This window comes from Ekhidna sp. (assembly GCF_965228795.1).
In the GTDB taxonomy this organism is placed as follows: domain Bacteria; phylum Bacteroidota; class Bacteroidia; order Cytophagales; family Cyclobacteriaceae; genus Ekhidna.
On the sequence record NZ_OZ245839.1, the window covers coordinates 1,144,725 to 1,156,978 of the forward strand.

The following is a 12,254-nucleotide window of genomic DNA, read 5'->3' on the forward strand; positions in this document are numbered from 1 at the left end:
GCTTGCATCGCCGGGATTTGTTTATACAAACTGATTACTCTAAATTTGCAGTCCTTTTGGGACTGCTTGTTTTTTACGGGTGTAGCTCAATTGGTAGAGTAGCGGTCTCCAAAACCGTTGGTTGGGGGTTCGAGTCCCTCCTCCCGTGCTTTTAAATGAAGGAAATTATGTCTAAAGTTATCACTTTTTTCAAAGAATCATATGATGAGCTGACACACAAAGTGTCATGGCCAAAGTATGGTGATTTGCAAAATAGCGCCATTTTGGTTTTGGTCGCATCATTGATCTTTGCACTTATGATTGGTGCAATCGACTATGCCTTCGAGAATTTGATGGAATTTATTTATCAAGAACTATAATACGTACGGGACAGGATGGAGCACAAGTGGTACGTAGTTAGAGCCGTTAGCGGCAAGGAAAAGAAAGTCAAAGAAGCCATTGAAAATGAAGTGGTTCGACAGGAATTGACTGATTATATCCCTCAGGTACTTATCCCTTCGGAGAAAGTATATGAAATGCGCAACGGCAAAAAAAGAGTAAGAGAAAGAAATTTCTTTCCAGGATATGTATTGATCCAAGCTGACTTCTCCAATGGTGAAGTACAACACCTGGTTACAAATAAAGAGCTAATTCCCAATGTGATCGGCTTTCTAGGGTCAACGGGAAGTAGCACAACAAAAGATCCAATTCCTTTGAGACAAGCTGAGGTCAATAGAATTCTCGGTAAAGTTGATGAGGTTGAGGAGTATGAAGAGAAGCTGGATACCCCATTCATTGTGGGTGAAAGCGTGAAAGTGATGGACGGTCCCTTTAGTGGCTTCACGGGTACAGTAGAGGAGGTTTTTGAGGATCGTAAGAAGCTTAATGTTACGGTTAAGATTTTTGGCAGAAATACACCTGTCGAATTGAATTATATACAGGTAGAAAAAGAAGATTAATAAGGTAAAAATGGCTAAAGAAATAACAGGCTATTTGAAATTACAGATTCGTGGCGGAGCGGCTAATCCTTCTCCACCAGTAGGACCTGCGCTTGGTGCTAAAGGTCTGAATATCATGGACTTCTGTAAGCAATTTAACGCAAGAACTCAGGATAAGCCAGGACAGCTTCTTCCGGTTGTTGTTACTATTTATGCTGACAAGTCTTTTGATTTTGTAATTAAAACACCTCCTGCTGCATCCCTTATAATGGAAGCAGCTAAGTTGAAGAAAGGATCTTCCGAGCCAAACCGTTTGAAGGTAGGGTCAGTAACTTGGGATCAGGTAAAAACAATTGCCGAGACTAAGATGCCGGACTTAAATGCTTTCAATGTGGAGTCTGCAATGAGAGTTGTAGCTGGTACTGCGCGAAGCATGGGTGTGAAAATTTCAGGTAAAGCCCCTTGGGCAAATTAATATTTGGTAATGGGAAAGCTTACAAAAAATCAAAAGAAAGCTCAAGAACTATTAGAGGTCGGAAAAGAGTATTCTTTGGAGGAAGCTTCAAAGCTTGTGAAGGAAATTTCCTTTGAAAAGTTTGATGCTTCTGTAGATGTTGACATCCGTTTAGGTGTTGACCCAAAGAAAGCAGACCAAATGGTTCGAGGAGTAGTTTCTCTCCCTCATGGGGTAGGTAAAGATGTGAGAGTATTAGTGCTATGCACGCCTGATAAAGAGCAAGAAGCAAAAGATGCTGGTGCTGATCATGTTGGACTAGAAGATTACGTCAAGAAGATTGAAGGAGGTTGGACGGATATAGATGTAATCATTACTATGCCAACAGTAATGGCGCAAGTAGGTAAACTCGGACGGGTTCTAGGACCTAGAGGTTTGATGCCTAATCCAAAGTCTGGAACAGTGACTATGGATATTGGACAGGCAGTAAAAGAAGTGAAAGCTGGTAAAATCGACTTTAAAGTTGACAAGTTTGGCATTATCCACACAAGCGTTGGTAAGGTATCTTTTGATGCCGATAAAATCAAAGACAATGTGTTGGAAATGATTCAGACAGTGAACAAGCTGAAGCCTGCGTCTTCAAAAGGAGCATACTTCAGGTCGATTACACTCTCAAGTACAATGAGTAGTGGTATAGCAATTGATAAAAGTAGCATAGCGAGCATTAAATAGTTATGACACGACAAGACAAAGCACAATTAATAAGTGACCTTACTGAAAAGTTAAAGGAGACGGATCATTTCTATATAGCGGACACTTCTGGCCTTACAGTGGCTGAGATTAACAAGTTCAGAGAAATGTGCTTCAACAAGGGTGTTGAATATAAGATGGTGAAAAATACGCTTATAAAGAAAGCTCTCGAGAATGTTGAAGGAGACTTTTCGTCTTTAGATGAAGTTTTGAAAGGTACTTCAGGTATTATGTTTGTTAACGAAACAGCAAACGCACCTGCGAAAATTATTAAAGAATTCAAAAAAGGGGATTCTAAAGATAGACCAAAATTCAAGGCTGCTTCCATAGACTCGGATTTATTCATCGGTGAGGACCAACTAGGAGCACTTGCTAGCTTGAAATCTAAGCAAGAGCTTATTGGTGAGGTTGTCACGTTATTGCAATCACCTGCTAAGAATGTTCTTTCTCTACTTCAGAGCGGAGAACAGAAACTTGCTGGTATTGTTAAAACACTTTCAGAAAGAGAGAATTAAAAATTTTTAAACAGAATTAACACTTAATAAAATGGCGGATTTAAAAGAATTTGCAGAGCAATTAGTTAACCTTTCAGTTAAAGAGGTAAACGAACTAGCTAATATCCTTAAAGATGAGTATGGTATTGAGCCAGCTGCAGCTGCAGGACCTGTAATGGTTGCTGGTGGCGGTGGAGCTGAAGGCGAAGGTGGAGCTGAAGAGAAATCTTCATTCGACGTAATCCTTAAGTCTCCAGGTGGTGCAAAACTTGCTATCGTTAAGTTGGTAAAAGAACTTACTGGACTAGGCCTGAAAGAAGCAAAAGAGCTTGTTGATGGAGCTCCTAAAGCAGTGAAGGAAGGTATCGCTAAGGACGAAGCTGAAGCATTGAAAAAGCAGCTTGAAGAAGCTGGTGCTGAAGTAGAATTAAAGTAATTAGCACATAATACAATGGCATTAGGCCCTGACTGTATTTCGTCAGGGTCTTTTCCTGTTTGTATATAATGCTAACGTTCTTTTTCAAAATTTATAAACTAAAACTCCGTAAGCTTTGGCTAACAACAATAACACGAGAATCAATTTCTCTTCCATAAAATCAGTTATTGATTATCCGGATTTTCTGGATGTACAATTAAAATCATTCGTTGATTTTTTCCAGCTGGACACACCTGCTGAACACAAGGAAGGTGAAGGCCTTTACAAGGTGTTTATGGAAAACTTTCCAATTACGGATTCAAGAGAGAATTTCGTATTGGAGTTTGTGGACTACACAGTAGATCCTCCAAAATACAGCATTCAAGAATGTATTGAGAGAGGTTTGACTTACTCTGTCCCATTAAAAGCAAAACTTCGTCTGCTTTGTAATGACGAAGAAAATGAAGATTTCGAAACGATAGAGCAGGAGGTATTCTTAGGTAATATCCCCTACATGACAGAAAAAGGCTCTTTCGTAATAAATGGTGCTGAGCGTGTCATTGTATCACAATTACACAGGTCACCGGGAGTATTCTTTGCACAAAGTAAGCATACGAATGGTACGCTTCTTTACAGTGCCAGAATCATTCCATTCAAAGGATCATGGATTGAATTTGCTACAGACGTTAATAACGTAATGTATGCTTATATCGATCGTAAGAAGAAGTTTCCAATTACAACCCTTCTGAGGTCTATTGGATACGGATCTGATAAAGAAATACTTGATCTATTCGGCCTCTCAGAAGAAATTGAGGCAACAGAAAAGGAACTTAAAAAAGTTATTGATCGAAGACTAGCTGCAAGGGTGCTAAGAACCTGGACAGAAGATTTCGTGGATGAAGATACCGGAGAGGTAGTTTCGATTGATAGAAATGAGGTAGTTCTAGAGCGTGATAGCATTATCACAGAAGACGACATTGAAACGATCATTGATTCAGGAAGTAAGTCAATTATCATTCACAGAAAGGATGTTAATATCGCTGAATACTCAATCGTTTATAATACGCTTCAAAAAGATAATTCAAACTCTGAGAAAGAAGCAGTTGAGCAGATTTATCGTCAGTTGAGAAATACGGAGGCTCCTGACGAACAAACTGCACGTGATATAATCACAAGCTTATTCTTCTCAGATAAAAGGTATGATCTTGGAGAAGTAGGACGATACAGAATCAATAAGAAATTAGGAATTGATACTGATTGGGATAGAAGAGTACTTTCCACAGAAGATATTATCCTGATTGTTAAGTACTTGATCGGACTGATTAATAGCAAGGCAGTAGTCGATGATATTGATCACTTGAGTAATAGAAGGGTACGAACAGTAGGGGAGCAACTATACTCACAGTTTGGTGTTGGACTTGCAAGAATGGCAAGAACAATCCGTGAGCGTATGAACGTTCGAGACAATGAAGATTTCAAGCCAGTTGATCTTATCAACGCAAGAACATTGTCTTCAGTGATTAACTCATTCTTTGGTACCAACCAATTATCTCAGTTTATGGATCAAACCAATCCACTTGCTGAGGTAACTCATAAAAGAAGAATGTCTGCACTTGGACCAGGAGGTCTTTCAAGAGAGCGAGCTGGTTTCGAGGTTCGAGACGTTCACTATACACACTATGGTAGATTATGTACCATTGAGACACCAGAAGGTCCAAATATTGGACTTATCTCTTCTCTTTGTGTCCATGCCAAAGTGAATCAAATGGGATTCATCGAGACACCATATCGAGAGGTGGCAAAAGGCACAGTGGATATGTCAGGTAATGTAAAGTATCTGACAGCAGAAGAAGAAGATACCCACAACATTGCACAGGCAAATGCACCTTTATCTGATAAGGGTAAGTTCCTGAATGATAAAATAAAAGCTCGATTTGAGGGAGATTTTCCTCTTTGTGGTGAGGAAGAAGTGAGTTATATGGATGTAGCTCCTAACCAGATTGTATCTGTGGCTGCTTCAATGATTCCTTTCTTAGAGCATGATGATGCGAACAGGGCTTTGATGGGATCAAACATGCAACGTCAAGCAGTACCATTGATGAGACCACAAGCACCTATCGTTGGAACCGGACTAGAGGAAAGAGTTGCTCTTGATTCCAGGGCTTTAATAAGAGCTGAAGGTGATGGAACTATCGAATACGTAGATGCTACGAAGATCACAGTAAAATATGATTTGTCTGATGATCAGAAGATTATCTCTTTCGATGATGACCTGGTAACGTATGACCTGGTTAAGTTCAGAAGAACTAACCAAGACACATGTATCAACTTGAAGCCAATCGTACAAAAAGGCGATAAGGTTAAGAAAGGTCAGGCGCTTTGTGATGGTTTCGCTACTGAAAAAGGTGAGTTGGCACTTGGTATTAACATGCAAGTGGCGTTCATGCCTTGGCAAGGATACAACTTTGAGGATGCGATTGTAATTTCAGAGCGAGTGGTAAGAGAAGATATCTTCACTTCCATCCATATTGACGAATTTGAGCTTGAAGTAAGAGATACCAAGCGAGGTGAGGAAGAGCTTACCAGTGAGATTCCAAACGTTTCAGAAGAGGCTGTTAAAAACTTGGATGAAAATGGAATCATAAGAACTGGAGCTGAGATCAAAGAAGGTGACATTCTTATAGGTAAGATTACTCCAAAAGGAGAGTCAGATCCAACACCTGAAGAAAAACTACTTCGGGCAATCTTTGGTGACAAAGCCGGTGATGTAAAAGATGCATCATTGAAAGCTTCACCTTCATTAAAAGGAGTAGTAATTGACACCAAACTTTTCTCCAGACCGAAAAAGGATAAAGATGTAAGAGCTCGTGCTAAGAAAGAGGTTGAGTTACTTAAGAACAAGTACAGTCAGCAATTGACCGAGGCAAGAGCTACAATGATAGAAAAGCTTGTTTCCCTTCTTGAAGGCAAAACCTGCCAAGGAATCAAACATAAGTTTGGTGAAGAAGTGATGAGCAAAGGTGTTAAGTTCAGCAGAAAGAATATTGAAGCGAACTTATTCCCACCTAAAAACAAGTACAGAGATGAAAGTAATTACAATGTGCCTGAAGAGGCAAACTTGATTTCTGACTTGATCATTGAAAATTGGGTGACTGATGATAAAATTAACGAGCAGGTATTTAAGCTTGTTAAAAACTACATCGGTTACAGAAATGATATCTCTGGACATTTCAAGAGAGAAAGATTCACATTAGAAGTAGGTGATGAATTACCAGCCGGTATTGTACAGCTTGCCAAAGTTTATGTTGCTAAGAAACGTAAACTTCAGGTTGGAGATAAAATGGCGGGGCGTCACGGTAACAAAGGAGTTGTAGCGAAGATTGTTAGAGAGGAAGATATGCCTTTCATGGAAGACGGAACTCCGGTAGATATCGTACTGAACCCACTAGGTGTACCATCAAGGATGAACATTGGTCAGATTTATGAGACCGTACTTGGTTGGGCTGGATTAAAGCTTAATAGAAAGTATGCTACTCCAATTTTCGATGGTGCTTCTGAAGAAGAGGTGCAGAATGAATTGAAAGAAGCAGGTCTGCCTGACTTTGGTAGAACCTACCTATATGATGGATTGACTGGTGAGCGTTTTGATCAGCCGGTGACTGTTGGTGTGATTTACATGCTGAAACTGGGTCACTTGGTGGATGATAAAATGCACGCGAGGAGCATTGGTCCATACTCCCTTATTACTCAACAACCGCTTGGTGGTAAGGCACAGTTTGGAGGTCAGCGTTTCGGTGAGATGGAGGTATGGGCTTTGGAGGCATTCGGTGCAGCCAATGTCCTTCAGGAAATCCTTACTATCAAATCCGATGATGTAATTGGTAGAGCAAAAGCTTATGAAGCGATCGTAAAAGGCGAGAACATGAATAAGCCGAACATTCCTGAATCATTCAATGTATTAATACATGAATTGAGAGGATTGGCTCTTGAAATTACTTTGGACTAATTAATTATTGACAATCATCCCGGGCGTTTAATGCCTGGGCTTTATTGATATACAACATGGCGTTCAGAAAAAACAAAAAAATTCATAACGACTTCTCTAAGGTTACCATCAGTCTTGCGTCTCCAGAATCAATTTTGGAAAGCTCGCATGGTGAAGTAACTCAGCCTGAAACCATCAATTACAGAACATACAAGCCTGAAATGGGTGGCCTTTTCTGTGAGCGAATTTTCGGTCCTGTTAAAGATTGGGAGTGTCATTGTGGTAAATACAAAAGAATCAGATACAAAGGCATCATTTGTGATCGATGTGGTGTTGAAGTAACTGAGAAGAAAGTACGTAGAGAGCGTATGGGACATATCGAATTGGTGGTTCCTGTTGCTCATATTTGGTACTTCAAATCTTTACCAAACAAAATCGGATACCTACTTGGTATTCCTACCAAAAAGCTGGATCAGATCATTTATTACGAACGATACATCGTTATCCAGCCGGGATCAAAAGAAGAAGATGGAATTTCTAGGCTTGACTTCCTAACGGAAGAAGAATATCTGGATATTCTGGATAAACTTCCAAGGGAAAATCAAATGCTTGATGATGATGACCCTAATAAGTTTATCGCTAAGATGGGTGCAGAAGCACTTGAGATGTTACTTGCAAGAACTCAATTAGATGAGCTTTCTTACGAGCTACGACACCAGGCTGCTACTGATACTTCTCAGCAGAGAAAAGCTGAGGCATTAAAGCGATTGAGAGTGGTTGAAGCATTTAGAGATGCAAAAACTCGAATCGAGAACAAGCCTGAATGGATGATTGTAAAGATGGTTCCGGTAATTCCACCAGAACTACGACCATTGGTGCCATTGGATGGCGGTCGATTTGCTACTTCTGACCTGAACGACCTATACAGAAGAGTAATTATTAGAAACAATCGTCTGAAAAGACTAATAGATATTAAAGCGCCGGAAGTAATCCTTAGAAATGAGAAAAGGATGCTTCAGGAAGCAGTTGATTCACTTTTCGATAACTCAAGAAAAGTAAACGCTGTACGATCTGATGGGAACAGAGCATTGAAGTCTTTGAGTGATATGCTTAAAGGTAAGCAAGGTAGATTCCGTCAAAACCTACTTGGTAAAAGGGTTGACTACTCTGGTCGATCTGTAATCGTTGTAGGCCCTGAGTTGAAAATGCATGAGTGCGGGTTGCCTAAAAATATGGCAGCAGAGCTATTCAAGCCTTTCATTATCAGAAAGTTGATCGAGCGTGGAATCGTTAAGACAGTAAAATCTGCGAAGAAGATTGTTGATAGAAAAGATCCTGTTGTTTGGGATATTCTTGAGAATGTATTGAAAGGACACCCTGTATTACTTAACAGGGCACCTACACTTCACAGATTAGGTATTCAAGCATTCCAGCCTAAGCTTATTGAAGGTAAGGCAATTCAGCTTCACCCGTTAGCATGTACGGCATTCAACGCTGACTTTGACGGTGACCAGATGGCGGTTCACGTACCTCTTGGTCATGAAGCAATTTTGGAAGCTTCGCTATTGATGCTTTCTTCACATAATATCCTTAACCCTGCGAACGGAGCACCAATTGCGGTACCTTCTCAGGATATGGTATTGGGTCTTTATTACATTACTAAAGGCCGAAGAAGCACAGATAAAGAAAAAGTTGCAGGAGAAGGAAAGATTTTCTACTCTCACGAGGAGGTGATCATCGCCTTAAACGAAAAACAAATTTCTCAGCATGCCTACATTAAAGTGAGAACTAAGGTTCGAAACGAAAAAGGTGAGCTGGAGACTAAAATAATTGAAACTGTAGCAGGACGAGTGCTATTCAATGAATCTGTACCGGAAGAGGTTGGTTTCGTTGATGAACTTTTGACCAAGAAGAAACTACAGAAGATCATCTCGAATGTATTCAAGATTGTGGGAATGGCTAGAACAGCTCACTTCCTTGATGATATCAAAGATCTTGGATTTAAGATGGCTTATAAAGGTGGTCTTTCAATGGGACTTGATAACATCAATATCCCTGAAGAAAAAGAGAAGTTGGTAGCTCAGGCAAAAGAGGAAGTTGATGCAGTATGGCAAAACTACCTCATGGGTCTTATCACAGACAATGAGCGTTATAATCAGGTAATTGATATCTGGACTAGAACGAATACCATGTTGACCAACTCGCTGATGAAGCAGATGGAAGAAGATGATCAGGGCTTCAACTCGATCTATATGATGATGCACTCAGGTGCAAGGGGATCAAGAGAGCAGATTCGTCAGCTAGGAGGAATGAGAGGTTTGATGGCCAAGCCACAGAAAAACCTTCAAGGGTCAGTAGGTGAGATTATTGAAAACCCGATCCTTTCAAACTTTAAGGAAGGACTAGATGTAATTGAGTACTTTATATCGACTCACGGTGCTAGAAAAGGACTTGCAGATACAGCATTAAAGACTGCAGATGCAGGTTACTTAACAAGACGTTTGGTTGATGTAGCTCAGGACGTTGTAATCAATGAAGATGATTGCGGTACATTAAGAGGCCTTTCTGTTTCTGCGCTGAAGGATAATGAAGAAGTTGTAGAAGCACTTTCTGAAAGAATTCTTGGACGTGTATCAGTACATGATATTTACGATCCAATCACTGAAGAACTCGTCATTGAGTCTGGTGCAGAGTTTACTGAGGAAATTGCTGATTACATTGATCAGTCAAGCATTGAGGAAGTGGAGATCAGGTCTGTATTGACTTGCGAAACACGTCAGGGAGTTTGTGCTAAGTGTTACGGTCGAAACCTTTCTACTGGTAAGCTATCACATGTTGGTGAGTCAGTAGGAGTTATCGCTGCACAGTCTATCGGTGAGCCGGGTACACAGCTTACATTGAGAACATTCCACGTAGGAGGTACTGCTTCCAACATCGCGGTTGATGCAAATATCAAAGCGAAGTTTGACGGTGTAATAGAGTTTGATGAGCTAAGAACGGTTAAGTCGACCGACGATGATGGCAACAAAATAGAAGTTGTTATGGGGCGTTCAGGCGAAATCAAAATTCTTGATGCGAAGAAAGAAAAAGTGCTGATCTCTAACCATGTTCCTTACGGTGCTATACTGAAAGTGAAAGATGGTGGTAAAGTGGCTAAAGGTGATGAGCTTTGCTACTGGGATCCTTACAATGCAGTGATTATGTCTGAGTTTGACGGTACTGCATCATTCGATTCTATCATTGAAGGAGTTACTTTCAAAGAAGAATCTGATGAGCAGACAGGACACAGAGAGAAGGTAATCATTGATACAAAAGATAAAACTAAGAATCCTGCTATCGAGATTGTAGGTAAAGATGGGGAAACTCAGAAAGCATACAATATTCCGGTAGGAGCTCACTTAGCTATTGATGAAGGAGATAAGATCAAGCCAGGTCAGGTACTTGCTAAGATTCCGAGAAAAACTGGTAAGTCCAGAGATATTACCGGAGGTCTTCCGCGAGTAACTGAACTATTTGAGGCTAGAAATCCATCGAACCCAGCTGTAGTAAGTGAAATTGATGGAGTTGTAGAGTATGGTGGAATTAAGCGAGGTAACAGAGAAATTTACATCGAATCGAAAGATGGTGTAAAGAAGCGTTACATGGTTCCACTTTCAAAACACATCTTGGTTCAGGATAACGATTACGTAAGAGCGGGGGATGCCCTTTCAGATGGAGCAATTACTCCTGCAGATATTCTTAAAATCAAAGGACCAACAGCAGTTCAGGAATACTTGGTGAATGAAATTCAGGAGGTATATCGTCTGCAGGGTGTGAAGATTAACGATAAGCACATAGAAGCAATCGTTCGTCAGATGATGCAGAAAGTAATCATCGAGAATCCAGGAGATACAAGCTTCTTGACAAATCAATTAGCTGATCGTTTTGCTTTCATGGAAGAAAATGATAGTATTCTTGATAAGAAGGTAGTTGTGGATCCGGGAGATTCAGGTAATTACAAAGCAGGTCAAATCATTGATGCCAGAAGTTTAAGAGATGAAGTTTCAAGTCTGAAGCGAAGAGATCTTAAGCCAATGGTGGTAAGAGATGCAGAGCCTGCTACCGGTAAGCCGACACTTCAGGGTATTACTCAGGCGTCACTTGGAACAGAGAGTTTCATTTCAGCTGCTTCATTCCAGGAGACTACCAAAGTATTGAGCGAGGCTTCTATCAAAGGAAAAGCGGACACGTTGATTGGTCTGAAGGAAAACGTGATCGTAGGACACTTAATTCCTGCAGGAACAGGAATAAGAAAGCACCAGAAATATATCGTGAACTCACAAGAGGAGTACGAAAAGCTGGTTTCTTCTAAAGAAGAGTTCGAATCTAAAGAGGTTGAAGAAGCCTAATTGATTATGAGCGACGATCAGAACAAAAAAGTAGATAAGAAAAATCAAAATAATCAGATAAACATAGAGCTCTCGGAGGAAACTGCCGAGGGTATCTATGCGAATCTTGCCATGATTGCCCACTCAAGTAGTGAGTTTGTTATCGATTTTATTCGACTGATGCCCGGTGTTCCAAAAGCCAAAGTAAAATCTCGTATTGTTATTACTCCTGAGCATGCAAAAAGGCTGCTAGGAGCTCTTAAAGACAATATTCAGAAGTATGAGGATACATTTGGAGAGGTGAAACAAGCTGACGACATGCCAAAGTTTCCTATCAATTTCGGTGGAACTGTAGGCGAAGCTTGAGGCTCTCTCATGTTATTCTTTAAATATTTGCATTTAATTAATCTTTTAACTTTTTGATATAATCTCAATATATCTATCTTTGCGTTCCCAAATTTTGGGACGATTAGAAATTATAGCGTATGCCAACTATACAACAATTAGTAAGGAAGGGTAGAAAAAAGCTGACTTCAAAGTCTAAATCCCCAGCATTGGATTCATGTCCACAGCGAAGAGGTGTATGTACCCGTGTATATACAACCACTCCTAAGAAGCCAAACTCAGCAATGAGAAAGGTGGCAAGGGTAAGACTTACCAACGGAAAAGAAGTAAATGCTTACATTCCAGGTGAAGGTCACAACTTACAAGAGCACTCTATTGTACTTATCAGAGGAGGAAGAGTGAAGGATTTACCGGGTGTAAGATATCACATCATTAGAGGTGCGTTGGATACAGCTGGAGTAAACGGACGTCTACAAAGAAGATCTAAATACGGCGCTAAGCGACCTAAAAAATAATTTGCAGGAGAA

At 40.3% G+C, this 12,254-nt stretch carries 10 protein-coding genes and 1 tRNA gene; all 11 read left to right on the plus strand.

Going from position 1 to position 12,254, the window contains the following annotated elements; genetic code table 11:
* The first annotated feature begins 75 nt into the window (after positions 1–75).
* The 11 genes from ACQK2H_RS05245 (at position 76) to rpsL (ending at position 12,242) form a co-directional block, all read left to right on the plus strand.
* Positions 76–148, plus strand: a tRNA-Trp gene (locus tag ACQK2H_RS05245).
* Positions 149–167: 19 nt separating this feature from the next.
* Entirely contained in the window at positions 168–359 is a 192-nt protein-coding gene (gene secE / locus ACQK2H_RS05250; RefSeq protein ID WP_349564714.1) for a preprotein translocase subunit SecE, read from the plus strand.
* 15 nt (positions 360–374) lie between these two features.
* The gene (gene nusG / locus ACQK2H_RS05255) at positions 375–938 is read left to right on the plus strand and encodes a transcription termination/antitermination protein NusG (RefSeq protein ID WP_425390412.1); all 564 of its coding nucleotides are present in this window, start codon (positions 375–377) and stop codon (positions 936–938) included.
* Positions 939–948: 10 nt separating this feature from the next.
* Positions 949–1,392 (plus strand): 50S ribosomal protein L11, encoded by a 444-nt coding sequence (gene rplK / locus ACQK2H_RS05260; RefSeq protein ID WP_425390413.1) that lies wholly within the window; start codon positions 949–951, stop codon positions 1,390–1,392.
* 9 nt (positions 1,393–1,401) lie between these two features.
* Positions 1,402–2,103: a 50S ribosomal protein L1 gene (gene rplA, locus ACQK2H_RS05265; protein ID WP_425390414.1), complete on the plus strand. Its 702-nt coding sequence runs from the start codon at positions 1,402–1,404 to the stop codon at positions 2,101–2,103.
* A gap of 2 nt (positions 2,104–2,105) precedes the next feature.
* Entirely contained in the window at positions 2,106–2,636 is a 531-nt protein-coding gene (rplJ, locus tag ACQK2H_RS05270; protein ID WP_425390415.1) for a 50S ribosomal protein L10, read from the plus strand.
* A gap of 31 nt (positions 2,637–2,667) precedes the next feature.
* The gene (gene rplL, locus ACQK2H_RS05275) at positions 2,668–3,051 is read left to right on the plus strand and encodes a 50S ribosomal protein L7/L12 (RefSeq protein WP_425390416.1); all 384 of its coding nucleotides are present in this window, start codon (positions 2,668–2,670) and stop codon (positions 3,049–3,051) included.
* Positions 3,052–3,166: 115 nt separating this feature from the next.
* A complete protein-coding gene (rpoB, locus tag ACQK2H_RS05280; protein ID WP_425390417.1) occupies positions 3,167–7,036 on the plus strand; it encodes a DNA-directed RNA polymerase subunit beta in 3,870 nt (1,289 codons plus the stop codon).
* A gap of 56 nt (positions 7,037–7,092) precedes the next feature.
* A complete protein-coding gene (gene rpoC / locus ACQK2H_RS05285) occupies positions 7,093–11,403 on the plus strand; it encodes a DNA-directed RNA polymerase subunit beta' (RefSeq protein WP_425390418.1) in 4,311 nt (1,436 codons plus the stop codon).
* A gap of 6 nt (positions 11,404–11,409) precedes the next feature.
* Positions 11,410–11,748: a DUF3467 domain-containing protein gene (locus ACQK2H_RS05290; protein WP_425390419.1), complete on the plus strand. Its 339-nt coding sequence runs from the start codon at positions 11,410–11,412 to the stop codon at positions 11,746–11,748.
* Positions 11,749–11,867: 119 nt separating this feature from the next.
* Positions 11,868–12,242 (plus strand): 30S ribosomal protein S12, encoded by a 375-nt coding sequence (gene rpsL / locus ACQK2H_RS05295; RefSeq protein WP_089356794.1) that lies wholly within the window; start codon positions 11,868–11,870, stop codon positions 12,240–12,242.
* Positions 12,243–12,254 lie beyond the last annotated feature (12 nt).